This window comes from Sulfurimonas sp. (assembly GCF_041583195.1).
Taxonomy (GTDB): Bacteria; Campylobacterota; Campylobacteria; order Campylobacterales; family Sulfurimonadaceae; genus Sulfurimonas.
Genome location: NZ_JBFHGL010000002.1, coordinates 230,139 through 254,807, shown reverse-complemented (window position 1 = coordinate 254,807; position 24,669 = coordinate 230,139). Strand labels below are relative to the sequence as shown.

Below are 24,669 nucleotides of genomic sequence, written 5' to 3'. Positions count from 1 at the left end.
TAAGATCCTATTTAAAATGAACCATATTCATGGAACAAAATTTATTATTTTTATAATGTTCAATCCTGAAAATTTTACCATCATTATCGATAGAAAATCTTTTTTCAATAGAACTATAAGCAATATCAATTCCAGCTTCAGTTTTTGGATTTTTACTTTTATATCCAATAACATTAACTCTCACTGAATTGTTTTGTAATACCTTAAAATCGTCAGTTACATAAAATTCTGAAGTTTTTTTAATTTTCTTCACATTTCCATCAACTGAAATTTTGAAATATTCGGGACATTTTTGCTCTTTTTCAAAATACTGAGCTTTTAATGTCGTGACTTTTTTATTACCTATAAGTACGATATATCTATCATCTACCTTTATGAAACTACCTAAAGGATGAGAGAAATCGAATACATTATGCTTTGATTTTAACGGAATATAGCTTAAATATTTTTTTATATTGTTTAAATTAAATGAAATATTGTCATTTATTATTAAATTTCCATATTCTTTTAATGTTTTTTCAACATTTTGTACGGTCAATTCAAAGTTTCTTTGATATTTTATATCCATTATTTTCATAAATTCTTCAATGGCAAGGAGCTGATAAAAAACTTTTTGGGCTAGAGAAGACAAGTTTTTACTAGTCTCAATTGCAAATGCAGGTTTGTTATTTGTTACGGCAAAATAAGTAAGAGATAATTGCATAGCTTCATCTTCAAATTTTGTCTTAGTATTTCTAACATCAAAACTATGGTGAGATTGTATAAGCTTTTTATTCATACTATTTTTAATAGTTAAAGCTATATCGTTTAAGTTTCCAAACGGTTGGTCTTGGCTTAATTGACATTGATCAATTACACAAGTTTGACCCCATGAATTTGGATTGAAAATTCTACCCTGATCTTCTTTTCTATAAAACCCGTGTCCGTCGTGTAGATTTAAAACAAGGGATACATCTTTAGAAAGTATGATGTTTTTTATCTCTTTAATAATTGCAGCATCTTTGTCGTCCTGATTAATGATGGAAAATTTTCTGTTCATATCACCATTAATTCCACGAACGTCTTTTTGAATACTTTTTTTGTTTAGATTTGGAACTATCCATAAATTGCCTGAAGTTATTTCATAATTAGTAGCTAAAAGCGAAGCAGCGAAATAACCACCTGGTTCATCGCCGTGAATACCACCTATTACTAAAAGTGTAGTATTTGAATCATTATTTTGTTTTTTTAGAAGTTGAATATCAGATAAGGCTAAGGAGAAAGATAGTGTTAGTAAAAAAAATAATTTCAACATCTATTTTTCAATAAAGATTTTTAGCTTGTTCATATCATCAAGCCTTACTATAAGCGTTTTATCCCCATTAAATTCAAATGTTCTTGATTTATAATACTCTTTAAAAGTAACTTGGTAAACATCTTGACTTGCAGGATAAGCTATAACACTTATATCTGAAAAAATGATAGTTTTTTTCTCATCTTTTTTGAAAACTCTTGTTTTATATTTTTTAAACGTATCTATTTGCATACCATCAAACCTAGTAAAGTCATCGGAATAGTATGACAGGTATTTTTCTACATCATTATATAACCAAGAGTATCTCCATTCGTAGAGTTGAGATAATATAAAGGATAGTTTATCTTTAGATGCAAAGTTAGGCTTACTAGGATAAATAACTATAGCAGTCTTATCCATTTTGATATTTCTATCTAAACATTCAATGCTTTGATTATCAATTGCAATACACCCTTTTGTAAAATCGTCACGTTCTTGATTTATTGGAAGACCGTGTAACCAGATACCACTTCCGTTTTTACCACGCATTCTATCGTATAGATTCGGGTAGTTTGTAACAAAAGCAAGTGGACCATAAAAAGGGTCTAGTTTAGTCTCTTTACTTAATCTGTCATTTATTAAATAGATACCTACAGGAGTTTTAAGATCACCTTCTCTTTGCTTATCACCATTAACTTTACCTGTAAAAGCATTATAAACTTTTTTCTGTACGTAGGTGTTGTTTGCATCTTGTTTGTATATGGTGAGAGTTGAGCTGTTTTTATCACATATTAAAAAAGAAGAATAAAGTTCAGAGTAACCAAAACGTGTATCTTTAGTTTTTAAAACTCTGTCCCAGTACTCTTTTTTAGTAAGTTCCAGATCAAGCTGTTTTTCAATACTATCAATGCCATTTAATCTGTAGTTGTCTAAAATTGTATTTGCATTCAGATGCACTAGTGTAATAAATACTAAAAAAATTAATCTCATGATGTATAACCTATCTCTTTTAAATATTCTTTATCTTTAGACCAGCCTTTTTTTACAATTACCTGCAGATCTAAAAATACCTTTTTTCCGCTAAGTATTTCTATTTTTTTCCTAGAGTAAATCCCTATTCTTTTAATAGCTTCACCGCCTTTTCCAATAATGATACCTTTTTGGCTCTCTTTTTCAACGATAATAGAAGCGTAAATATGATCAACTTTTCCGTCTTCTTCTATTTTATCTATCAAAACATCACTTTCATATGGAATTTCATCACTTATGTTTTCAAAAATTCCTTCGCGTATAAAACCTGCATATATATCACGTACAAGTTCACTTGTTAGATCATCAGGATCATAAAGATACGGAGAATCAGGTAGATTTTTACTTATAGTATCAAGAAGATCATCATGACCAACTTGACGTGAAATAGCAGTTGGAATAAGAGCTTCAAATTCGTCAGAAAATTTGTTGTATTGAGCAATTTTTTTAAATAACTTCTCTTGGCTTACTTGATCTATCTTACTTAAAACAATTATGTGTTTAACTTTCTTCTCATTAAGTTTTAAAAATTTTTCATAGTGTTCAGTTGAATCAGTAACAGGTGCAAGATATACAATTAAGTCACAGTCTCCCATAGCTTTTAGAGCTTCGTCAAGCATAAATTGGTTTAGTACTTTCTCTTTTTCATGAAGTCCAGGAGTATCTACAAAGATTATTTGTGAGTCTCCATGCATAACAATAGCATTAGATCTTTTCCTAGTAGCATTTGCTTTTTGGCTAACCATAGCAATCTTTTCACCTAAAAGTGAGTTCATTAGGGTACTTTTACCTGCGTTTGGTCTTCCAATTAAAGAAACAAATCCTGCTTTTGTCATACTTTCCCTTTTTATAATATATAACGAGATAGGTCATCATCTTCGACAACCATATCTAGTTTTTCATGTACTAACTCTTTTGTTACTACAAATTCTTTATCTTTATACTCATCAGCAATAAAACTAATGTCTTCTAAGATTTTCTCTAATACTGTATGAAGGCGTCTAGCACCAATATCTTCAGTTATTTCATTTGCACGATGTGCAAGCCCAGCAATAGCACGAACCGCTTCATCATCAAATATAAGCTCCATACCTTCAACTGATAAAAGTGCCTGATATTGCTTTAAAAGCGAATTTTTCGTTTGTGTAAGTATTTGATATAGTGAATCCTCAGTTAAACTCTCAAGCTCAACTCTTAATGGAAAACGCCCTTGTAATTCTGGTATTAGATCACTAGGCTTACTTACATGAAATGCTCCGGCTGCTATAAAAAGTATATGATCTGTATTAATTACACCGTATTTTGTAGTAATAGAACTTCCTTCAACAATTGGAAGTAGATCACGTTGTACTCCTTCTTTTGAAGGATCGTTTCTCCCTTGTGACTTCTCACTAAGTGCGATTTTATCTATCTCATCTAAAAAGATTATACCACCGTTTTCAGCTCGTCTAAGCGCCTCGGCATTTATAGAATTGTTATCAATTAGTTTTGCACTTGCTTCTGCTCGCAGCATAATCTTAGCATCTTTTACACTTATCTCTTTTTTCTTGTCTTCTTTGTTTAATTGAGAAAAAACTTTTGTAAAAGATTCTTGAACCTTGATCATCTCAGGAGGCAGGTTTGAGTCTGCAAATTCTACTTGAATATTTGAATCAACTTCTATCTCAATTATCTTATCATCCATCTCACCTGATTCAACACGTTTCTCCATACCTTCTAGTAATCTTTGGTAGTCATCTTTTTTAGATTCGCTTGCACTCTCAGGAAGTGGTGGAAGAAGTTTTTCAACTATTTTATTAATAACATAGTTTTCAATCTTTTCTTTATTTTCTTCCTCTTTCTCAGCCTTTACGATCGATACTGAGTTTATAACTAAATCACGAACCATAGATTCAACATCACGACCGACAAATCCAACTTCTGTATATTTACTGGCTTCAACTTTTATAAAAGGAACTTTCATCATTTTTGCCAAGCGTCTAGAGATCTCTGTTTTTCCTACACCGGTTGATCCTATCATTAAAATATTTTTAGGTGTAATTTCATGTTGAAGTTCATCACTTAGCTGCATACGTCTGTAGCGTGTACGAAGTGCTAAGGCAATAGTTTTTTTAGCGTCTTTTTGGCTAATTACATATTTATCTAGATATTCAACTATCTCTTTAGGTGTTAAATCCAATCACTAGTCCTCTAAAGTTAATGTTTTTATATTTTGGTTTGTGTATATACAAAGCTCACCTGCGATCATTAAAGATTCTTTTACTAAATCTTCTTCATCCATATCGGCATGCTTTTTAAGTGCGCGTGCAGCTGAAATTGCAAAGTTTCCACCGCTTCCTATAGATGCGATCTCTCCATCTTCAGGTTCAACTACATCACCGTTACCTGTAAGTATAAAAATATGATCTTTATTTAAAACGATCATCATAGCTTCTAAACGGCGCAGTACTTTATCTTTTCTCCAAGCTTTTGAAAATTCGATAACGCTTTTTAAAATATCACCTTTTTTATCTTCTAAAAACTCTTCAAACATATCAAAAAGGTTGAATGCATCAGCCGTGCTACCTGCAAAACCTGCAAGTATCTTTCCATGATGAAGTTTTCTGATTTTAGTAGCGTTGCCTTTTAGTATGGAATTGCCAAATGTTACTTGACCGTCACCGCCTATAACAGCTTTGTTTTTACCCTTATAAGCAAGTATCGTAGTAGCGTCAAACATTTACTACTCTTCTCCTTGTACATCTACGTGAAGAGTAGCATGAATAGCATGACCTAGTTTAAGATCAACATCATGCTCACCAACACTTTTTATAGCTATTTTGTCAGTTATGTGTTTTTTATCGATCTCTATATTGTGTTGCTCTTGCAGTGCTGATGCTATTTCATCTTTTGTAACTGCACCAAACAGATGTCCATTTTGTCCAATTTTTTTAGTTATGACAATTTCAAGTTTATCAAGTTTTTTAGCCATATCTTGAAGTGAAGCAATTTCATCTTTTAGATCTTGTGCTTTTTGTGCTTCTTCCTCTTTATGTTGTGCAATTATCTCATCTGTTGCAGCTTTTGCAAAACCTTTTTTTATTAAAAAGTTTTGACCATAACCAGGTTTTACCTCTTTAACTTCGCCTGCTTTTCCTAAGCTTTTTACATCTTTTATTAAAAGTACTTTCATTATCTCTCTATCTCTCCACCGTATGAAACAATACCGTGAGTTAAGTTTCCAACTTGTGTATAGCCCATATCTTTCATAATCATCGCTACGTGTGTACTTCTACTTCCAACATGACAATAAACGATGTTATGAGCATCTTTATCTAAACTAGCTTCTTCAATCGCTTGATAAAAACTACTTGTAGGAATAAGCTTGTCTGCACCCTTAATATGACCCATTTGCCATTCCATGTGTTCACGAACATCTATAAGTGTAAATTCAACCATTCCAAGTTCTCTAGCCTCAATAAGTGCAGTTAACTCATCACCATCAAGTTCCGGTTGTTTTACTAGAACTTCACATTCCTCTTTTGTAAGACCACGTGAATGAGTATGTACAACTTCTTCCATACCAAGTTCAATTCTTTTTTCAGCAGCATATTCAGGCGTACAAAAAATTCCACAGTGACATTTTCCCTCTTCAGGAATCTCTTTTTCAATTGCAGGTTTACATGGACATATTCTATTGTCAACGCTTTGAGGTTTTCCATCAACTTCTTCTACCATGAAACATGGACAAAAAAGTTTGTTGTACATAATCTTGTTTCTTGCAAGACCCATCTGTACACCCTCGTTTACTTCCTCTTGCGGGTTATATACCCATCCGCGAGATTCACAAACTTTATCAGTAAATTTTATAGTTTTTTCCATTCTCTCCTTAAATTCAGGAGAGTCCATATCAATTCTAATCATACTCATATTAACCTCTTTTTTTACCGGCTATTATTCTTCTAAGTGCATTTAGGCGGATAAATCCTTCAGCATCTTTTTGGTTGTATACTTCATCCTCTTCAAAAGTTGAGTGCTCTTCAGAATATAGTGACATGTCAGATTCACGTCCAACTACTTCAACATTCCCTTTGTAAAGTTTTAGTCTTACGTTACCTTGAACATATTTTTGTGTAGTGTCGATTGCAGCTTGAAGCATCTCACGCTCAGGAGAAAACCAAAAACCGTTGTAGATTAGTTTTGCATAACGAGGCATCATCTCATCTTTTAAGTGAGCTTCTTCACGATCAAGACAAATTGATTCAATAGCTCTATGAGCCTTTAACATAATAGTTCCACCTGGAGTTTCATAACATCCACGAGCTTTCATACCAACGTAGCGGTTTTCAACAATATCTATTCTACCGATACCATGTTTGTTTCCATATTCATTTAGAGTTCTTAAAAGTGTAGCAGGTGACATCTCTTCACCGTTGATAGAGATAGGGTCACCGTTTTTATAACCTATTGTGATGTACTCAGCTTGATCCGGAGCTTTTTCAGGTGAGTTAGTCCATAACCACATATCCTCTTCAGGCTCATTCATAGGGTTTTCTAAGTGTAGACCCTCATATGAGATGTGAAGTAAGTTTGCGTCCATAGAGTAAGGGCTAACTTTAGGGTTCCCATTTTCGTCTACGTGTTTTTGAGAGATCTCAATTCCGTGCTCTCTAGCGTATGCTAAAAGTTTTTCTCTAGAGTTTAGATCCCATTCACGCCAAGGAGCGATTACAGTTATATCAGGGTTTAGTCCAAGGTATCCAAGTTCAAATCTAACCTGATCGTTTCCTTTACCAGTAGCACCATGGCTTACTGCATCAGCACCCATTTTTTTTGCGATTTCAATCTGTTTTTTTGCGATTAACGGTCTTGCGATAGATGTCCCTAAAAGATATTCACCTTCATAGATGGCGTTTGCTCTAAACATTGGGAATACGTAATCTTTTACGAACTCTTCTTGAATGTCAAGGATAAAAATGTTTTCTGGTTTTATACCATTGTCTAGTGCTTTTTGACGAGCTGGTTCAACCTCTTCACCTTGACCTAGATCTGCAGTAAATGTAATAACTTCAGCTTTATACTCTTCTTGTAACCATTTTAAAATTATACTAGTATCAAGTCCCCCAGAATATGCTAGAACTACTTTTTTAACCTCTTTTTTCATACAAAAAAACCTTTAATATTAAAATAATGAAGGCGATTATACAATAAAAGATATTAAAAAAACGTTAGCAACCTCAATGAAGATAAATTGTTAAGATTATGAGAGAGAGTAAAAGAATACAAAAGGGTCGACTTTTACCCTTTTGTATCAAATAACATACCTGTTACTTCTTTCATCTTAGGTAAAAATTCTAAAGCTTGTTCAGCTGGAAATCTTCTAATCATTTTGTTAGTTTTAGTCTCATTTACAGCTACGTAAAAAATATCATTCTTATCTACACCGAAACTTAGATCCGTTTTCATAGGTGCTAAAGCATCATTTAATTTTTTTACTAAGTCTTCAACTTGCTCTTTAGAATCTACTTTAGTAGCTCTCTCTTGAGAAGCTTTTACTAAATCCACTTGTTGAACTCTAGCCTCTTGTGCTCTTGCATTTTGAGAATCGCTTGTTTGAACTTGAGATTGTTGCTGCCTTGCAACGTTTGCTATGCCATCCATGACGTACTCCTTTTTTTTAGTCCAATATATTAAAAATATTGCTATCAACTACAAAATCGACACTAAAATAATTATCTTTAATAATAATGTAAAAAAATATGATAATCTTGCATTTATGAAACAATATTTACATCTACTTAAAAGCCATAAAGTTTTTAGACGTTTATCAATTATCCAGCTTATAGCCTATTTTGGCGCATGGTTTAGCAATGTAGCCATATATACTTTACTGATAGAACTTGAAGCTGATCCTAAAATTATTGCATTTGTCGCAATGCTGCATTTTTTAGCAGGTGTAGTTCAGGCTCCAATTTCAGGTTCAATAATTGATAGTGTTAAACCAAAAAAACTTATGTTGATTTTGATAGGTTTTGAGATAATTTCTACATTTTTATTAATTTTTATAGATAATATTAATGACTTAACTTTTTTGTATGTGTTAATTTTTATAAAAATGGCAGCTGCGAGTTTTTATTTCACTACAGAGATGTCATTGTTGCCAAAAATACTAGATGGTTCAAAACTGCAGCGTGCAAATGAGCTTCATTCGATCATTTGGTCATTATCTTATACGTTAGGCATGGCAGTAAGTGGGTTTTTCGTTTACTGGATGGGAATAAAAGCAGCTTTTATACTGGATGCTTTTATGTTTGTTGTAGCTTTTTTATTGCTTTATACACTTAAGGTTGATATAGAAGTTATAAGGGTAAAAGAGAGACTTTTAGATATGATGAGCGGAACGTTTAAGTATCTTAAAAAATACCCGCATGCTATGCACTTGATGTTTGTTCACTCGTTTATAGGACTTACTGCATTTGACGCACTTGTTGCACTTATGGTTGATCATTACTACGCTAATATTATTGCTGCGTCTTTAGCTTTAGGTCTTTTACATGCTACGCGTGCGGTAGGACTTGTGTTTGGACCAATACTTTTAGGAAAATTTACAAACAACAGATATTTGACTTACATTTTTATAGCTCAAGGCATTGCTATATGGTTTTGGGCGTATATGATGGAAAACTTTTACTTGTCATTGCTTGCAAGCTTATTTGTAGGGTTTTTCTCGACAACACTATGGTCATACACATATACATTGCTTCAAAAAAATATAGATGAGAAGTATTATGGTAGAATTGTTGCTTATAATGATATGTTGTTTTTAACTACGGCAGCATTTACGTCATATATGACAGGTTTTTTAATAGAAAGCGGAATCACTTTAGAAGGTGTAGCTGTTATTATGGGAGTTGGTTTCATTTTAGGCGGTTTATACTTTAAATGGGTTGTAAAAACTCACAATATAAAAGAGATTAACTAGAAATAAGGGATAGATTTAGATGATTTATAATACTAAAGATGGAGAACTTGATTTATCAAAGCTTACCAGACTTTATCCTGCATCTGTAGTGGAGTTAAATGGTGATGTAGCTGAAATGAGTTTAGAATGGACTGAGCTAAACGAAGATAAAGTAAAAGTTTTAAACTATGTTTTAGTATTTGATTTTACCCCTCAAGGACAAGAGGAAAAGATAAAGACTACTCTTGTTTTTAACACCAAAGATGAACTAATCGAGGAGATGCAAAAAGTTTCGGAGGCAATAAATGGATAACACCTCATTGTCGTTAATAGCAAGTGTTTCAAACTTGCAAAAAGATTTTATTGTTATTTTTGAAAACGATAAAGTTATTTTTACAAACGACTCGTTTAACAATTTTTTTAATGTATCCTCAACTGAACATTATAATGAGAACTTTGGAGATTTTGTAAATAACTTTGTACCGCATCCAAGCTATTTTAATAAAGATAAAGTAACATCAGGTGATCATTGGATTGATGTTATTTTTAAGTTAGACAAGAATGACAGAGTTGTAAGTATGCTTAGTCAAACATATGAACCCCATGCCTTTAGCGTTAGCATTGATAAAAGTGTAAATGGATATAGCGTAGTCGTGTTTAAGGATATTACACAAGATTTGATCAAAAGAATTATGATCCAAAATAACGCAAATATAGATCAGCATAGCGGAGCTTATGCTAAAGAGTATTTCAAGCAAATTGCAAAAACTTACCATGAAGCTGCAAGGTTTAATGAAAAAGTTGTAGCAATTTTATCAATAGTAGTAACAAAAGAAGATGTCGACCATAAAAATTTTGTTGATGATCTTGTAGTAATGATCAGACAAGATGATATGTTGGTAAGATGGGGTGATAATAGGTTTTTACTTGTATATATGGTTGATGAGGTACAAAATGCCCATAAAGTACTATATAAATTTGAAAATGCATTATCAGCTGAACATATAAAAGATTATGGCTGTAAATTAAAATTAGATATACATGATGATAAAGATGAAAAAATCACAACATTTATAAAAAGAATATAGAGCTATATGTTTATAAATTTTTCAAAAGATACTCAAAGAGTTTTTTCTCTAGCAATTCCTGCTGCACTAAAAAGTTTAGTAGATATACTTCAGTCACTTATAGATATGTTGATGGTTGGTATGATAAGTTTTTATGCACTTGCTGCAGTGGGTGTGTCTATGCAGTTTATGATGATTATAAATGTGGTTATGACACTTTATGTAGTCGGGGGTAATGCTTTATTTTCAAGGTTTATAGGAAATAACAGAAAAAAAAGAGCATCTTCACTCTTATATTCGCTAGGGATATTTTCTATTTTATTATCAATTATCGTCTCTATTTTGGGATACTCTTTTAGTGAATATTTTTACATTGCTTTAGGTGCAGATGATGAGGTTGTAAGGCTTGGCGGTGCTTATTTTGAAATTATCTCACTTGGTATGGTGGTTATCTTTTTAGACGCTCTTCTTTTTAATGCTCTAAGTGCGGCAGGTGATACAAAAAGCTCCCTCTACATTAAGCTTGTATCTGCGATTATAAATGCTTTTCTAAATTATGTACTGATCTTCGGACATTTCGGAGCTCCGGAATTAGGTATTGAAGGTGCAGCTATAGCAACTGTAATATCGTATATTTTTAATGTAGTTGTTTATTTGATAATCTTAAAAAGACCTTCTTCAAAGTTAAATCTTATTCCAATCATTCGTTTATCTGATTTAAAAAGAGCTTGGAAAGTAGGCTGGGGTGCTGCACTGGATCGTGGAATATCAAGTTTAAGTTTTTTATTTTTTGTAGCTATTATAGCCTGGTATGGAAGTGTAGAACTTGCGGGTTATCAAGTTGGTCTTAAAATTGAAGGTATAGCTTTCATGCCAGGTTTTGGATTTGCTATAGCTGCTATGGCTTTGGTTGGACAAAACTTAGGTGCAAAAAATCAAGAAAAAGCTTATAGAATGGGAATTATAAGTGGTCGAGTTGCATATACTTTTATGGCAAGTGTAGGTTTGTTTATGATCCTTGTTCCAGAACATATTGTAGGACTTTTTACGAATGATATATCTACAATTTTAGTTGCATCTCAATATTTGATTTTAGTCGGACTTGCACAGATACCTTTAGCGATTATGTTTGTATATTCATCTGCACTTCGCGGTGCAGGAGCTACAAAAACTACACTTAAAATAAATGTGTTTTCATTATGGTTTTTTAGGGTAATTCCATCATATATAGCTTATAAAATGGGATTTGGGATTTTAGCTGTATTTATAATTATGAATATTGAAACACTTTTAAAAGGTATGATTTACTGGTATATTTATCAAAAAAGAGATTGGCTGAATACTAAAGTTTAATCATAATATAAAATGTGATATAATGTATCACAATGTTTTAATAAGAGTATTTACATGGGTACATTAAAGAACACAAAACAAAAAGTTTTTATATCATCGATATTGCTAGTCTTAATACTTTTTATAGTTGGATATATCTTTTTAAATTTTGTTTTTGACAAACAAATTAAGCAAAGAGTTGACACAATATCCACTTCTACGCAGAAACTTTTCAATATATACATAGACAGATATAGAACGATACTGGATAAAAATATAGAATATATTGTTTTAAAAGAAGAATTTATTGATGCTCTAAAGAGTAAAAACAGAAAAAAAATAGATGAGATAGTTTCAAATAGTTATTTTCTTGATAAAACATCAGAACAAAACATAGAAGTTTCATACTATACAAAAACTAAAAAAGAGAGTTCTGTAGGTTTTAAAAATACAAAAAACGGTATCTATTTTTTTGTTTTAAAAAGCGTGTTTGATAAAGACAGGTACATAGGCTTTATTGAGCAATCTATAAAAATAGAACTTTTTGTAAAAGAGCTAAAAAATATATATAAAATTAAGTCCATCAATATTTTAAATAAAGATGATTCTTATATTCAAAGCAAACTCACAGACGAAACCCTGATAACAAATATACAATTTAGGTCAGATAACTCTATACCAGTAACTTATCTAAGTTTGCATTTTGATATTTCTGAGTTAATAAAATCTCAAAACAATCTTATACACACACTTTTACTAGTTGGTTTATTTATATCAGTATTAATACTGTTTTTTACAAAAAAAAGCTTTGACAGTGTTTTTTATCACTTTAAAAAACATACGTTTACAGATGCTTTAACTGGAGTAGGAAACAAACAAAAACTTGATTATGAATTATCCAAGGAGAAAGTAAACGTACTTATATTGATGAATATAAAAGAGTTTAGTCTTATTAATGAACTTTACGGGATCAGTATAGGAAATGATGTCCTTGTGTCAATATCCAAAGAGTTAACAGAGTTTGCCAAAAAATACTCATTAAAGCTATATAGAATATCTTCTGATGAATTTGCATTTTTAAAATATGATGATTCTTTTTCAGAAGATGATTATGTAGAAATTTTAGAAGAGTTACATGAAAACATACACTCCCTAAGAATTAAAATAGAAAAATTTTCAGATATACTGCAAGTCGAACCGTACTTTGGTGTTTCAAATGGAAGTGCAGATGATAACTTAGTTGAAAAATCACAAATGGCACTTAAAAAAGCTAAAGAAAAGTCTTTGCCTTTTATGGCTTATACGGAATATATAGATACAAAACAAAACTCTTCCAGAATTATTAAGATGAAAAAAACACTTAAACATGCACTTAAAAACAACAATATCGTTCCGTTTTTTCAAGAGATCAGGGATCGTGATAAAAATGTGGTCAAGTATGAAGCGCTTGTTCGTTTAATAGATTTTGAAAATGGTAAAGAAAAAATTTTATACCCTGGTGATTTTTTATCCATTGCAATCAATGGCGGATTGTATTCCGATGTAGCTAAAGAGGTTTTAAATCAGGCGTTGTCGTTTTTTTCAAATAGAGAAGAGATCATATCTATAAATTTTTTACCTAGTGATTTTTTTCAACCTAAGGTTATAGATACGTTTATAGAGATTGTTGAGGGCTTTAGTGATCCAAAAAGGATCGTTATAGAGATCACCGAAGAAGACAAAATAGAAGATTTCAACAGACTTTTAAAAATAGTAAAAAGGTTTAGAAAACTTGGTGTTAAAATAGCCGTAGATGATTTTGGAAGCGGATATGCAAACTATTCACATATATTACGACTAAAGCCGGATTATTTAAAAATAGACGGTTCGTTGGTTCAAAATATTTTAGATGATGAAGAATCGAAAATCTTAGTAAAAAGTATTGTGCATTTTGCACAAGAACTTGGTATAAAAACAGTAGCTGAATATGTAGAAAATGAAGAGATATTTGAACTATTAAAAGAATATGGTGTAGATGAGTATCAGGGTTTTTATTTCGGTAAAGCCCAAAACCTTATAAATACATAAGCCTAACATATTTTTTAGTAAGTTTAAGATAAAATCTCACTCATGAATAATCAAGAGTATAAAGAAGCAGTAGAAAAATTAAATCTGTATGCGTACCATTACTATGTTTTAGATGAACCTATAACGACGGATGAAGTATATGATCAGTTATATCATCAAGTTTTAGACTATGAAACAAATAATCCAACAGAGAAGTTAAGTAACTCCCCGACACTTAGAGTTGGTGATGTAGTGTCAGAGAAGTTTGTAAAAGCAAAACATCTCTCACGTATGTGGTCGCTTGAAGATATTTTTAATGCTGAAGACTTGGAAGCATGGTTAAAAAAGACCTATAAACTTGATGAAAATATCTCTTTTTATTGTGAACCGAAGTATGATGGGGCTTCGCTAAACCTTATCTATGAAAACGGTGAACTAATTCAGGGGATCACCAGAGGTGACGGTGAAGAGGGTGAAGATATTACTGTAAATGTAAAAACTATCCGCTCAGTTCCTCTTAGCATTGATTATCAAGGTCGTATTGAGATCAGAGGCGAAGTTGTTATTTTTAAAGATGATTTTGAGAAGATCAATGAAGATCGTATGAAAAATAATGAAGCTGTTTTTGCAAACCCTAGAAATGCAGCTGCAGGAAGTTTAAGACAGCTTGATTCATCTATTACAGCTTCAAGAAACTTGGTGTTTTTACCATATGGCATAGGTGAGAATACACTAGAGCAAAAGCTTCTAAGTGAGAGAATGAATTTTATATACTCTCTTGGATTTAAAAAACCGCCTCAAAGTGCATTGTGTCAAGGCTTTGACGATATAGAAAAAATCTATGAAGTTATGAAAGACGAGCGTGATGATTATGCGATGATGCTTGATGGTATGGTTATAAAAGTTAACGAGATATCTTCACAGATAGATATGGGTTATACGGTAAAAAATCCACGCTGGGCTGTAGCATATAAATTCCCTGCAGTTGAGAAGATAACTACGCTTAAAGAGATAAAACTTCAAGTCGGGCGCAGCGGTGCCGTTACACCTGTTGCAGTAGTTGAGCCTACAGATATTGATGGAGTTATAGTAGAGAGAGCAACTCTTCATAACTTTGATGAGATTGACAGAAAAGATATCCGTCTGGGTGATAAGGTAATTATCCTTAGAAGTGGGGATGTTATACCTAAAATAATTAAAGTACTTGAACATGAACGTAGTGGGAATGAGCAAAAGTTTGAGCGTCCAACTCAGTGTCCTGTGTGTGGAAGTGAGCTTTTACAAGAGGAAGTTTTAGTTAAGTGTCAAAATCTTACATGTGAAGCAAGAGTTGTAAACTCTATAATCTATTTTGCATCAAAACCGTGTTTAAACATAGACGGTTTAGGTAATAAAATAGTTGAGGCACTTTTTAACGCAGGACTTGTAAACAATGTGATCGACCTGTTCTCTTTAACGTTTGAACAGTTAATGGCATTAGAGAGCTTTAAAGAGAAAAAATCTCAAAACCTGCTTGATGCACTAGAGGGTGCAAAAGGTTGTGAATACTGGCGTTTTATAAACTCTTTAGGGATTGAACATATTGGGGAAGTAGCTTCAAAAACTCTCTCAGATGCTTTTGGATTCGGCTTCATAGATGCAACAAAAGAAGATATTATTGCTTGTGATGGTATAGGTGATGAGATGGCTGAATCTGTACTTGAGTTTGTAAGAGTCAACAGAGATACAATACAAGAGTTACAAGATATTTTAAAGCCGCTTGAACCTGTAAAAAAAGCCGAAGCTGAAGATAATCCTTTTAAAGGAAAAACAGCAGTTTTAACGGGTACTATGAGCCAACCAAGACCGCTAATAAAAGAGATGCTTGAAAATTTAGGTGCAAAAGTAAGCGGTAGTGTAAGTAAAAAAACCGACTTTTTGATCTATGGTGAAGATGCAGGAAGTAAGTATGACAAGGCTATGAGTCTTGGAGTTGAGTGTTTAACAGAAGATCAGATGAAAGAGATGTTATGAGAATTTTTTTAGTTTTAGTATTTTTATTTAGTTTAGTATATGCTGATCGTGATGGCGGACCATATCTTGGGATTGGATACGGTGTAGCTGAGTATGATGACGATGGGTTATATGAACAAATAACAGACAAAAGTGCTCCATATATGTTTTACTATGGTGGTGCATATATAAATAAACACTTATCTGTTGAACTGGGTTATGCAAAAATTAAAGATGAGCAGTTTAAAGTTGTAGACAGTGGTGTAAAAAAAGATGTAAGCTATAATCTTTATAATATTTCTGCTTTAGCTCACTATGCTTTTTTTGATGATATTTGGGATTTTTATGCAAAATTCGGGGCAGGTTATGTGACCAAAAATTCTAAAAATGGTTCAAGTCTACTATATGGAGTTGGAACATCTATAAGGTTCAATGAGCTGATCAGTGTTAAAGTAGCATACGATATGTATGAGTTCGGATACGATGAAAACGGAAATACATCTGCAGACTATAAGATGAGAATCTACTACCCTTATGTAGCTTTGGAGTTTCAATTTTAATGCGCTTAGATAATTATCTGGTTGAGAATGGCTTTACAGATAGTCGCACGAAAGCTCAGGAGCTTATTAAAAACTCTTTGGTCAGCATAGATAATAAAGTGGTAAAGAAAAGCTCTTTTAAGGTAGATGAAGCCTCTGTTGTAGAAGTATCAGAACATGGTAGTTATGTAAGTAGGGCTGCATATAAACTAAAGTACTTTTTAGAAGAGTTGGAACTTGACCTAAAAGATAATATTTGCTTAGATATTGGCTCATCTACTGGCGGTTTTACACAGGTGCTACTTGAATATGAAGTTAAAAGTGTAGATGCAGTTGATGTCGGAAAGAGTCAACTTCATAAGTCCCTTTTAGAGAATAATAGGGTAAACTCTTATGAGAGCTGTGATATTAGAGAGTTTAAAAGCGATAAGATTTATGATCTCATTGTTAGCGATGTATCATTTATATCTCTACTAAATATTTTAGATGACGTAGATAGACTCTCATCAGATAAAATCATACTTTTATTTAAGCCTCAGTTTGAAGTAGGGCGAGAAGTAAAGCGTGATAAACATGGTGTAGTATTGGATGACAAAGCTATTAAATTAGCTATGGAAAAGTTTGAGAACAAGTGTTCAGAAAAAGGGTGGAACCTAATACAAAAATCACCTTCAAAAATAACTGGGAAGGAGGGCAATCTTGAATATTGCTACTACTTTGAAAAATAGTATTGCTATAGCTATAGGCGGATTTGACGGAATGCATACAGGGCATCAACATCTTTTTGATGAACTTGGTGAACATGGAACTATTGTCGTAATTGAAACTGGCTATGCAAATCTTACACCTAAAAAAGAGCGTGAGAACTTTACTCATTATCCGATAGTCTATTTGGAACTTGATGATATCCGCCATTTAGACGGTGAAGGGTTTGTAAAACTTTTAAATGAAAAGTTTCCAAGTTTGAAAAAAATAGTTGTAGGGTATGATTTTCATTTTGGTAAAAATAGAAAATACAACTTTGATGATCTAAAAGAGTTGTTTGATGGAGAAGTTAAAGTTGTTGATGAGGTTTGTCTTGATGGTGATTCAATTCACTCACATAAAATTCGTGCAAAGTTAGGCATAGGTGATATAAAAGGTGCGAACGCATTTTTAGGGCATAACTATACTATAAGAGGTTCAAAAGAGGCTGGGCAAGGTATAGGAAGCAAAGAACTTGTAGCTACGATTAACATATCTTCAGAAGAGGGGTTTTTAGTTCCAAAAGAGGGTGTATATACAACTTTAACACGTATAGACGATGAAGAACATTATCATCCATCTGTAAGTTTTGTAGGGCATCGTGTTACTACAGATGGCAGTTTTGCGATAGAGAGTCATCTGCTTGATGGTAAAGTTGGCGAAGTAAGTAAAGCAAGCATTAGTTTTGTCTCTTTTATAAGAGATAATCAAAAATTTAACTCGCTTGAAGAGTTAAAAAAAGCGATAGAAAGTGATATAACTATCGCTAAAAAAGAATTAAAGTTTTTAGAATTATGAGAAAAAGAGAATATTTAGATAGCGTTGGCGATATTGGTTTTAAGTTTTACCAAACTCAAGATGATTTTTTAGTAGATGAGATCCCATCTATAGAGTTTAAAGGTAAGGGGAATTCACTTATAGTTCATGTGAAAAAAGTAGAAATGACTACGTGGGATATGATTGCTGCATTTTCAGAGTACCTTGGCATCCCTGCTCAAAAAATAGGTTATGCAGGTTTAAAAGATAAGCACGCTACAACAACCCAGTATATATCTGTAGATGTTTCTTATGAGAAAATGATCAAGCAGTTTTATCATAAACAAATAGAAGTTATAGATATTACCCGTCACTCTACAGGTATAAGAATTGGGGATTTGGCCGGAAATAGATTTAGTATAAATCTTTACGAGGTAGATAATATAGATGCTGGGCGCATAGAAAAATGTGCGAGAAAAATATCTAAAAATGGACTGCCTAACTATTTCGGTTTTCAGCGTTTTGGACGTGACAGCGACAGTTTCAAGCAAGCTAGAGAGATGATCAGTGGTGAGATATTTATAGAGGATGCTAAAATAAAAAACTTTTTAATATCTATATATCAAAGTGAATTTTTTAACCAATGGCTTCGCGAGCGTGTTGAGATCTCTCAAGATGAAAACTCTGGAGTGTTTAAGCTTTTAAGTGGTGATGTTTATATGGATAAAAAAGGAAAACTCTCAACTCCAAAGGTCATCCCTACAAAAGATTTTGAATCTAAAAAACTAACTCCGACAGGGTTACTCTGCGGTCGCGATGTATTTCGTGCACGTGATGAAGCTTTGGAGATCGAGGCTAAGTATGACGATGAGTTTTTACAAGAGAAAGGTTATAGACGTGAAGCTCTTGTATATCCTCAAGATATAGAGTGTAAATACATAAAAAAGCAGACTATGCTAAATATATCTTTTACACTTCCTAAGGGCTCTTACGCAACTGTGTTCTTAGAGTCAATTGCAGATAAAAACTACTCTGCAAAAGATGTAAAGAAAAAGTAGCGAATTAAAAAAATTATAAGCTCATAGTGGCTATAATTTCGCCCTACAACGAAAGTGGGTTCATAGCTCAGTTGGTTAGAGCCCTCCGCTCATAACGGAGTGGTCGAGTGTTCGAGTCACTCTGAACCCACCACTTTCAAACAATCATTATTTAGCATTTAGCTCAAACTTAACATCGAGACTTTGTGTTTTTATGTCTGGACATATAGTTAGTTTTTCTTTATCTACATTAAGACTTAACAGATGCTTTAAAATTCCATTTGCACGTTTACTTGCTAGATCTTCGAGTGTCTTAGAATCAATTTGTATTTTATTTAAAATAGCCGCTTTTGTAACTTCTTGATCTTTGTTGATCTCAACAGTGTATTCTTTTGCAATTTGCTCAACAGTATTTGTCTTCATTAATGCTTCCAAAGCTTTTTCTTTTAGCACTTTAATATCATCATCTTCATCGTATGCAGAACATAGTTTTAATGATAATTCAGGGCGTTCATCAAACACTTTTTTCAAAGCATCAAGTTTTACAATGTTTTCTTGAGTAAGTTTTTCACTTCCTGCTTCAAATGTAACACCTGATAGGTCATCACCGCTTAAGCCTGCTATAGCACCTAAAAGAGAAAATGGTGATGATACGGTTTTTACAATTACGTTTGTTAAAACCGTAAGAATAATATTATGCGCTTTAAAACTAGGATCATCCAAATCGTTTTGAATATCTATATTTAGATTGATCACTTGGTTCATATCTTGAAGCAGTGCTATTGCTAAATTTATAGGAAGTGTCGCAGCACCGCTTTCGTCTATATGATCACTTACATCTAAGTTGTTAATTATAACTTTGTGATTTGAATCAAGTTGAGATTTATCTATATTTACATAAAACAAATCACTTAATCGTCCGCTTGAAATGTTTCTTCCAATTGAGCCGTAAGAATATGGCGATAGCTGTTGCATATTAAATGACTTGATATCACCGTTTAAATGAAAAAATTGTTTTGGTTTAAAAGGGTTGAACTTTCCATCAAGTGAGATCGTTTCGTGTTTACTGAAGTTTGCTTTTAATGAGAGCATGGCATTGGTGCCTTGTTTAACATTTGATAGTTTTGCATTAATATTTTTCAGTTCAAGATCTGCTTTATCTTTTATAGATATACTTGAATTATTCAGGCTCATCTCTTTTAGTTCAAAGTTCATTTGTGTTTTTTCATTATTTGTTTTAGCAATTCCATTTTCTTTTTTTATGTTCTGCTTTTGAGAATCTTTCTGAGTGTTATCCATAATAATATAAAGTTTCATCTTATCTATAATCAGGTTTTCTACAACTATATCTTCAGGTTTTATTTTTAGTTTTGAACTTAGGTTTATAAATCCATATTTCATACTTATATTTGCATATTTGCTCAAATATTTGTTGTAGTTTGAGAGATCAAAACTGTTTATACCTATATCAAATTCAAAATCTTTTTGTGCCAGATTTATTTTTGAATCTATTTTCAGCTTTTGAGTATTTTCAATGATGGCATTTACATTAGCATCAAATGTATTGTTTAGATCTAATTTGTTAATGCTGATATTTAAGTCATCTACTAAATGGCTTTCTTGAGCGATAAAATTGTCATAGATCTTGTTCTGATGCAGAAAAGTATTTATTTTTTCAACTTCTAACTCTTTAGTATCTGTAATAAAGTTTAAATTGAGTAGTTCTAAGTTTATGTTTTTTGATTCAAAAGTTTTGTTTTCATCAACTAAAAGTTCCAGATCTTTAACACCTGCTTTAAAGCTTGGAATTTTAATGATAGTCTTTCCATTAGATTCAAGAATAAAGTCCATCATATATTCAAATACACCGTTATTGAATGCGAAGTTTTGGTCTTTAAATATATAATCAGTATTTGATAATTTGATAGCACTATGATCAATTTTTACTTGAACTATTAAAGGATTTATAGTTACCTTACCGTTTATTAAAAGTTTTCCGTACTCATTTAAATCAAATGCTAGTGAATGGTCTGATTTTTCCATCGGTTTAGTTGTTAAACCTGTAAATGTATGGTTAAGAGGACCTACATTTAGATCAAACACTTTCTCCTGAGTTAAATCTTTAAAATGTAAGAAAGAATCACTTAATGTAAAACTATCCAGTTTAAAAATTAACGGAGCAGACTCTTTGTTCTGAGTTTTACTCTTAGTTTTTTTAGTAAATATACGTAAAAAGTTTAAATCTTCATTCTTTTCAAGTACGGGATGAACCTTTAGTCCACTTAAAGATGCTTCTGAAATCTCAAGTGTGTTTAGAAGATATTTTGTCGGATTAAAATTGGCACTGAGTTGTGAAAAAGAGATCAGCGGAGTATTTTTTTCATAAATGTTTAAATCTTCAATTTCTATATAAAAAGTATATGGATTAAAATATATCTTTTTAATATTTAAATCGATGCTATATTGTTTTTTTAACTCTTCTGTCGCAATTTTTTTTGCAAAATAAGGAGCTAAAAAGAAACCTGATAAAGTGTATATAACAACAAGCGATCCTAGAGTCCATAAAGCTATTTTTGATTTGTTCATATGATCTAATCCCAAAGTATATAAGTTGATTACATTATATAAAAGTTAAGTTTAAATTTTATTGTACACGGTTTGAAAATGTTTTTAAGTATTTAAATAATTTATGTTTATTATTTATAAAACTTAAATTTCTAAATTAGTAGTATCTGCTTATGGAATAAATATGATTTTTTTACTAAAATTCCGCTTTCGAAAAAAAAGGGTATATTTGTTAAGATTAATATTATTGTTAAGCGTTGGAAAACTTTTATTTGCAGACATTTCTCAAAAACAGCTTGAAACATTACAAACTGTAAGAGATATAGCTAAAACTATTTCAGATAACACAGGTGAGACATACGAAAACACATTAAGTGCCATTTGTCTTACTGAGAGTAGTGGCGGTGTTCACATACTTGGTGATGTAAAAAAGGGTACCGACATTACAAAAGCATCACTTGGTGCTATGCAGATCCAGTTAAGAACGGCAAAACATATTGCAAAGCTGACACCGTCTCTAAGTCACCTGTTAAAACTAAGTGATAAAAAATTAGCATCGCTTCTACTGACCGATGTAAAAACTTCTACAAAAATTGCAGCACATTTGCTTGTAAGACTAAAACACAGTAGAAAAAAATACTTTAATATGGTTAGCGGCTATAACGGAGGTTACTCAAATGCTCCATATTATGCTCGTGTAAAAAAGAATCTTAGTTTAGTATATAAACTTGTAAGAAAGAATCTACTTCACTAAGCTCTTTGGCTTGGTACTCCAAATTATATAAAATATTCAATTGACAGTTGTGATATAATGGTTCTATAAGAAAACCTGATAAAGGATCACTATGACTAAGAAAGAGTTGATCAATATTGCGGCTGAAAAATCTTCACTTACACACGCAGAATCAAAGGTTTTACTAGATTCTACAATCAATGTTATAGAAAATCATCTAAGTACAAAAAGTAGTTTAACTATTCCACATTTTGGCACTTTTGACGTCAGAAAAAGTAAGGAACATCGTTTTTTTAATATTGTTAAAGAAACCATCATGATGGCACCTCAAAAATACTCTATCTTTTTTCATATTAGTTCAGAGTATAAAGACCAACTACAGAAAAAGTATCAGTCATGAATGAAAAACTACATTATGATGATTTTGTTGAACAAATAGTACTTGAGTCAGGCTATGATAATGAAACGGTAAGAAATTATCTCTCTGCTATGTTTGAAACAATTGTTATAGAAAGCAAAAAAGGAAACTCGGTTAAACTAAGAAACTTTGGAAGTTTTCAGCCTCGCTGGTATAAAGCAAAGCGAGGAATAAATCCACAAACAGGACAGCCTTTAGATATTCTTCCACACTATCATATACATTTTGCAAGTTCAAAAGTTTTAAAAAATGCAATAAATGAAGAGGATGAAAAATCTTTTTTACCAAAACTACTATTAGCATTATTAGTTTTATTGGTTGGGGTTTTAATCTATTTTACTACCGCTACAAATGAAACAGTTACAGTAAAGTCAGTTAAAGAGGTGGAAGTTTTTAAACCAGTTGTTCAAGAGGTTGAAAAAGCGCAAATTATAGAAGTTCAAGAAGAACAAACTATTGAGCAACCTGTAGTGACAGAGTTAAAACAAATACCTCCAACTATTCCAAGTGCAACTAAACTATATCCAGGTAGTTACACAGTCAATGCAAATGAAACACTGTCTGCTATTGGTTTAAAGGTTTATGGAGATAAAGGTTATTGGCCACTTCTTTACAGTGCAAATAATTCAAAGGTATTGAACCCTGATCTGATTTTTAAAGGATCAAATATAGTTGTCCCTGATAAAACAGAGTCAAATAGTTTATATAACTCATATATGGATGTACACAATACCTATATGGATATGGACAAAATGGGTAAATCGTTTTGGATTTTATGTGAAGGTACACATTTTATGGGTAAAGATTTTCAAATATATCTAAAAGAGCAATTATTACCTGCTGAGTATCCGATAATAAAAAGATGTAGTGATATTAAAAAATAAACTAATATAGGGTTATATAACCCTATATTTAATAGCTGAATTACTTTTTAGTAGCTACAACAGCAAACTCTGTATGGTTCTCATCATATACTGAACCCGCAACATCTTTATATATAGACTTAATAGTTAATCCAGAGTTTTCAAGCTCTTTTTGTAGTGTTTCAGGACTAAAGTATTGAAACCAGTTATATACAACGTATGATTTTGATTCCTCGATAATTGTATATTTGTCCAAAGATACTTTTTCATCTTCATATTTAAAAGTGTTTACAAACCCATAGTAGTCATTAGCCGACCAAAAGTTAAATAGTTGGTTATGTTCATAGGTAGAAATTTCTTCTTTTTCATCAAAAGCTTTTAGTGATTGCACGTCTAGTAAAATAGAACCATCATCTGACAACAGATTGTAAAACTTATCTAATAATATTTTTCTTTGATATGGGCTTAAAACACAAAAATCAAGCATTATCATTGTGATTAAATCGTATTTCTCGTCTGACTCATATTCTAGATAATTTTTATTAATATACTTTATATCTAAACTTTCTTTTTTAGCAATTTCATTTGCATATTCCAAAGAATTTTTAGAAAAGTCTATTCCTGTGACTTTAGCACCTGTTTTAGCTAGTCCAGTTGTGTATAAACCAACTGCACATCCAAAGTCACAAGTTTTACTTTTTTCAGAAATATTAAACTCTGAAATGATCCACTTTAATGACCTATTTATGAAGTCTATGTTTCTTGAAGCTACATCTATATCTTCTTTTAGATGATAAGAAAGCATCTGTTTTGATCTATACTCATCAGTCCATAAAGAATCAGCGGTATAAAATTCAAAGGCTTTTGGTTTTTTGTTAATCTCTTTTAATTGAGTGTACATTTTTTGTCTCCAAATAATTAATATATTTAGTGACAATTATGAAATATATTATTTAATTGTCACCAACTTAGTTTTTAATTTTGTTAATTGTTTGATTGAATACATAATATACCTCCTATAAAAGTTAATTAAATTGTTTATGAAATTGTATCGAAATATTGTTATGCTTAAAAAATAGATCTACTAAAAAAAAGTCTAGTTATTGTCAGTCTAATATAATAATATTTTATATTGTCAAGATATTTAAAAGGAGTTTTTCATGAAAAAACAAATAAAAAAATATCTGAATATATATGTTGTTGTAGGTTTTATAGGCATATTTTCGTTTTTGTACATGATGTCTTTTGCTTTTGTATTGCACGATGTAGCAAACGGTTCAAGTTTACAGATGAAAAGAGATTATTTAGAGAAACAAAAAGAGATGTCTCAATAAA

Annotated in this window: 25 protein-coding genes and 1 tRNA gene; 15 read left to right on the top strand and 11 right to left on the bottom strand. The window is 31.8% G+C overall.

All coding sequences use genetic code 11. From position 1 onward, the window contains the following. Positions 1 to 7: 7 nt before the first annotated feature. From ABZA65_RS03090 to ABZA65_RS03050, 9 genes are all read right to left on the bottom strand, one after another. On the bottom strand, positions 8 to 1,294 hold the full coding sequence (locus ABZA65_RS03090) for a M99 family carboxypeptidase catalytic domain-containing protein (protein WP_373070479.1): 1,287 nt from the start codon (positions 1,292 to 1,294) through the stop codon (positions 8 to 10). Further along, a complete protein-coding gene (locus ABZA65_RS03085; RefSeq protein ID WP_373070477.1) occupies positions 1,295 to 2,263 on the bottom strand; it encodes a murein L,D-transpeptidase family protein in 969 nt (322 codons plus the stop codon). Continuing rightward, positions 2,260 to 3,138, bottom strand: coding sequence for a GTPase Era (era, locus tag ABZA65_RS03080; RefSeq protein ID WP_373070475.1), 879 nt, complete (start codon positions 3,136 to 3,138; stop codon positions 2,260 to 2,262). The genes ABZA65_RS03085 and era overlap by 4 nt, the downstream gene beginning before the upstream one ends. An 11-nt stretch (positions 3,139 to 3,149) precedes the next feature. Beyond that, on the bottom strand, positions 3,150 to 4,481 hold the full coding sequence (hslU, locus tag ABZA65_RS03075; protein ID WP_373070473.1) for an HslU--HslV peptidase ATPase subunit: 1,332 nt from the start codon (positions 4,479 to 4,481) through the stop codon (positions 3,150 to 3,152). Between the two features lie 3 nt (positions 4,482 to 4,484). Next, positions 4,485 to 5,021, bottom strand: a complete 537-nt coding sequence (gene hslV / locus ABZA65_RS03070) for an ATP-dependent protease subunit HslV (protein WP_373070471.1) — start codon at positions 5,019 to 5,021, stop codon at positions 4,485 to 4,487. 3 nt (positions 5,022 to 5,024) lie between these two features. After that, positions 5,025 to 5,474: a 50S ribosomal protein L9 gene (gene rplI, locus ABZA65_RS03065; protein WP_373070469.1), complete on the bottom strand. Its 450-nt coding sequence runs from the start codon at positions 5,472 to 5,474 to the stop codon at positions 5,025 to 5,027. After that, positions 5,474 to 6,211: a ferredoxin-thioredoxin reductase catalytic domain-containing protein gene (locus ABZA65_RS03060; protein ID WP_373070467.1), complete on the bottom strand. Its 738-nt coding sequence runs from the start codon at positions 6,209 to 6,211 to the stop codon at positions 5,474 to 5,476. Before ABZA65_RS03060 ends, rplI begins: the two co-directional genes overlap by 1 nt. A 1-nt stretch (position 6,212) precedes the next feature. Further along, positions 6,213 to 7,445, bottom strand: coding sequence for an argininosuccinate synthase (locus tag ABZA65_RS03055; protein ID WP_373070465.1), 1,233 nt, complete (start codon positions 7,443 to 7,445; stop codon positions 6,213 to 6,215). Between the two features lie 134 nt (positions 7,446 to 7,579). Continuing rightward, entirely contained in the window at positions 7,580 to 7,942 is a 363-nt protein-coding gene (locus ABZA65_RS03050) for a flagellar protein FlaG (RefSeq protein WP_373070463.1), read from the bottom strand. A gap of 115 nt (positions 7,943 to 8,057) precedes the next feature. Here ABZA65_RS03050 and ABZA65_RS03045 point away from each other — a divergent pair, with 115 nt between their 5' ends. From ABZA65_RS03045 to ABZA65_RS02995, 11 genes are all read left to right on the top strand, one after another. After that, positions 8,058 to 9,263 (top strand): MFS transporter, encoded by a 1,206-nt coding sequence (locus ABZA65_RS03045; RefSeq protein ID WP_373070461.1) that lies wholly within the window; start codon positions 8,058 to 8,060, stop codon positions 9,261 to 9,263. A gap of 19 nt (positions 9,264 to 9,282) precedes the next feature. Then, on the top strand, positions 9,283 to 9,555 hold the full coding sequence (locus tag ABZA65_RS03040; protein ID WP_373070459.1) for a hypothetical protein: 273 nt from the start codon (positions 9,283 to 9,285) through the stop codon (positions 9,553 to 9,555). Then, complete coding sequence (locus ABZA65_RS03035; RefSeq protein WP_373070457.1) at positions 9,548 to 10,330, top strand: hypothetical protein; 783 nt, start codon at positions 9,548 to 9,550, stop codon at positions 10,328 to 10,330. The genes ABZA65_RS03040 and ABZA65_RS03035 overlap by 8 nt, the downstream gene beginning before the upstream one ends. Before the next feature lie 6 nt (positions 10,331 to 10,336). Then, on the top strand, positions 10,337 to 11,662 hold the full coding sequence (locus ABZA65_RS03030) for an MATE family efflux transporter (protein ID WP_373070455.1): 1,326 nt from the start codon (positions 10,337 to 10,339) through the stop codon (positions 11,660 to 11,662). A gap of 54 nt (positions 11,663 to 11,716) precedes the next feature. Further along, positions 11,717 to 13,708 carry an EAL domain-containing protein gene (locus ABZA65_RS03025; protein ID WP_373070453.1) on the top strand — a complete coding sequence of 664 codons (1,992 nt, stop codon included), beginning with the start codon at positions 11,717 to 11,719 and terminating at the stop codon, positions 13,706 to 13,708. A gap of 42 nt (positions 13,709 to 13,750) precedes the next feature. After that, positions 13,751 to 15,700 (top strand): NAD-dependent DNA ligase LigA, encoded by a 1,950-nt coding sequence (ligA, locus tag ABZA65_RS03020; protein ID WP_373070451.1) that lies wholly within the window; start codon positions 13,751 to 13,753, stop codon positions 15,698 to 15,700. Further along, positions 15,697 to 16,239: an outer membrane beta-barrel protein gene (locus ABZA65_RS03015; RefSeq protein ID WP_373070449.1), complete on the top strand. Its 543-nt coding sequence runs from the start codon at positions 15,697 to 15,699 to the stop codon at positions 16,237 to 16,239. Before ligA ends, ABZA65_RS03015 begins: the two co-directional genes overlap by 4 nt. Next, positions 16,239 to 16,946: a TlyA family RNA methyltransferase gene (locus ABZA65_RS03010; protein WP_373070447.1), complete on the top strand. Its 708-nt coding sequence runs from the start codon at positions 16,239 to 16,241 to the stop codon at positions 16,944 to 16,946. The genes ABZA65_RS03015 and ABZA65_RS03010 overlap by 1 nt, the downstream gene beginning before the upstream one ends. Further along, positions 16,918 to 17,760 carry a bifunctional riboflavin kinase/FAD synthetase gene (locus ABZA65_RS03005; RefSeq protein WP_373070445.1) on the top strand — a complete coding sequence of 281 codons (843 nt, stop codon included), beginning with the start codon at positions 16,918 to 16,920 and terminating at the stop codon, positions 17,758 to 17,760. Before ABZA65_RS03010 ends, ABZA65_RS03005 begins: the two co-directional genes overlap by 29 nt. After that, the gene (locus tag ABZA65_RS03000; RefSeq protein ID WP_373070443.1) at positions 17,757 to 18,776 is read left to right on the top strand and encodes a tRNA pseudouridine(13) synthase TruD; all 1,020 of its coding nucleotides are present in this window, start codon (positions 17,757 to 17,759) and stop codon (positions 18,774 to 18,776) included. The genes ABZA65_RS03005 and ABZA65_RS03000 overlap by 4 nt, the downstream gene beginning before the upstream one ends. A 56-nt stretch (positions 18,777 to 18,832) precedes the next feature. Beyond that, positions 18,833 to 18,909, top strand: a tRNA-Ile gene (locus tag ABZA65_RS02995). A 14-nt stretch (positions 18,910 to 18,923) separates the two neighbouring features. Here ABZA65_RS02995 and ABZA65_RS02990 read toward each other — a convergent pair. Continuing rightward, positions 18,924 to 21,341, bottom strand: a complete 2,418-nt coding sequence (locus ABZA65_RS02990) for a DUF748 domain-containing protein (protein WP_373070441.1) — start codon at positions 21,339 to 21,341, stop codon at positions 18,924 to 18,926. Between the two features lie 208 nt (positions 21,342 to 21,549). Here ABZA65_RS02990 and ABZA65_RS02985 point away from each other — a divergent pair, with 208 nt between their 5' ends. The 3 genes from ABZA65_RS02985 to ABZA65_RS02975 all read left to right on the top strand — a co-directional run bounded on the left by ABZA65_RS02985 (position 21,550) and on the right by ABZA65_RS02975 (position 23,355). After that, positions 21,550 to 22,074: a transglycosylase SLT domain-containing protein gene (locus tag ABZA65_RS02985; RefSeq protein ID WP_373070439.1), complete on the top strand. Its 525-nt coding sequence runs from the start codon at positions 21,550 to 21,552 to the stop codon at positions 22,072 to 22,074. A 91-nt stretch (positions 22,075 to 22,165) separates the two neighbouring features. Continuing rightward, positions 22,166 to 22,453: an HU family DNA-binding protein gene (locus ABZA65_RS02980; RefSeq protein ID WP_373070437.1), complete on the top strand. Its 288-nt coding sequence runs from the start codon at positions 22,166 to 22,168 to the stop codon at positions 22,451 to 22,453. Next, positions 22,450 to 23,355, top strand: a complete 906-nt coding sequence (locus ABZA65_RS02975) for an HU family DNA-binding protein (protein WP_373070435.1) — start codon at positions 22,450 to 22,452, stop codon at positions 23,353 to 23,355. The genes ABZA65_RS02980 and ABZA65_RS02975 overlap by 4 nt, the downstream gene beginning before the upstream one ends. Before the next feature lie 40 nt (positions 23,356 to 23,395). Here ABZA65_RS02975 and ABZA65_RS02970 read toward each other — a convergent pair whose 3' ends face one another. Beyond that, entirely contained in the window at positions 23,396 to 24,235 is an 840-nt protein-coding gene (locus ABZA65_RS02970; protein WP_373070433.1) for a class I SAM-dependent methyltransferase, read from the bottom strand. Positions 24,236 to 24,494: 259 nt separating this feature from the next. Here ABZA65_RS02970 and ABZA65_RS02965 point away from each other — a divergent pair, with 259 nt between their 5' ends. Next, positions 24,495 to 24,668 (top strand): hypothetical protein, encoded by a 174-nt coding sequence (locus ABZA65_RS02965; RefSeq protein ID WP_373070431.1) that lies wholly within the window; start codon positions 24,495 to 24,497, stop codon positions 24,666 to 24,668. Position 24,669: the final 1 nt, after the last annotated feature.

Coding starts and splice junctions, on each gene's coding strand:
- ABZA65_RS03050 (WP_373070463.1), bottom strand. CDS start 7,942: ATGGATGGCATAGCAAACGTTGCAAGGCAGCAACAATCTCAAGTTCAA.
- era (WP_373070475.1), bottom strand. CDS start 3,138: ATGACAAAAGCAGGATTTGTTTCTTTAATTGGAAGACCAAACGCAGGT.
- ABZA65_RS03055 (WP_373070465.1), bottom strand. CDS start 7,445: ATGAAAAAAGAGGTTAAAAAAGTAGTTCTAGCATATTCTGGGGGACTT.
- ABZA65_RS03030 (WP_373070455.1), top strand. CDS start 10,337: ATGTTTATAAATTTTTCAAAAGATACTCAAAGAGTTTTTTCTCTAGCA.
- ABZA65_RS03000 (WP_373070443.1), top strand. CDS start 17,757: ATGAGAAAAAGAGAATATTTAGATAGCGTTGGCGATATTGGTTTTAAG.
- rplI (WP_373070469.1), bottom strand. CDS start 5,474: ATGAAAGTACTTTTAATAAAAGATGTAAAAAGCTTAGGAAAAGCAGGC.
- ABZA65_RS02980 (WP_373070437.1), top strand. CDS start 22,166: ATGACTAAGAAAGAGTTGATCAATATTGCGGCTGAAAAATCTTCACTT.
- ligA (WP_373070451.1), top strand. CDS start 13,751: ATGAATAATCAAGAGTATAAAGAAGCAGTAGAAAAATTAAATCTGTAT.
- ABZA65_RS03010 (WP_373070447.1), top strand. CDS start 16,239: ATGCGCTTAGATAATTATCTGGTTGAGAATGGCTTTACAGATAGTCGC.
- hslV (WP_373070471.1), bottom strand. CDS start 5,021: ATGTTTGACGCTACTACGATACTTGCTTATAAGGGTAAAAACAAAGCT.
- ABZA65_RS03035 (WP_373070457.1), top strand. CDS start 9,548: ATGGATAACACCTCATTGTCGTTAATAGCAAGTGTTTCAAACTTGCAA.
- ABZA65_RS03040 (WP_373070459.1), top strand. CDS start 9,283: ATGATTTATAATACTAAAGATGGAGAACTTGATTTATCAAAGCTTACC.
- ABZA65_RS02965 (WP_373070431.1), top strand. CDS start 24,495: ATGAAAAAACAAATAAAAAAATATCTGAATATATATGTTGTTGTAGGT.
- ABZA65_RS03025 (WP_373070453.1), top strand. CDS start 11,717: ATGGGTACATTAAAGAACACAAAACAAAAAGTTTTTATATCATCGATA.
- ABZA65_RS03090 (WP_373070479.1), bottom strand. CDS start 1,294: ATGTTGAAATTATTTTTTTTACTAACACTATCTTTCTCCTTAGCCTTA.
- ABZA65_RS02970 (WP_373070433.1), bottom strand. CDS start 24,235: ATGTACACTCAATTAAAAGAGATTAACAAAAAACCAAAAGCCTTTGAA.
- ABZA65_RS03045 (WP_373070461.1), top strand. CDS start 8,058: ATGAAACAATATTTACATCTACTTAAAAGCCATAAAGTTTTTAGACGT.
- ABZA65_RS02975 (WP_373070435.1), top strand. CDS start 22,450: ATGAATGAAAAACTACATTATGATGATTTTGTTGAACAAATAGTACTT.
- ABZA65_RS03015 (WP_373070449.1), top strand. CDS start 15,697: ATGAGAATTTTTTTAGTTTTAGTATTTTTATTTAGTTTAGTATATGCT.
- ABZA65_RS02990 (WP_373070441.1), bottom strand. CDS start 21,341: ATGAACAAATCAAAAATAGCTTTATGGACTCTAGGATCGCTTGTTGTT.
- ABZA65_RS03085 (WP_373070477.1), bottom strand. CDS start 2,263: ATGAGATTAATTTTTTTAGTATTTATTACACTAGTGCATCTGAATGCA.
- ABZA65_RS03060 (WP_373070467.1), bottom strand. CDS start 6,211: ATGAGTATGATTAGAATTGATATGGACTCTCCTGAATTTAAGGAGAGA.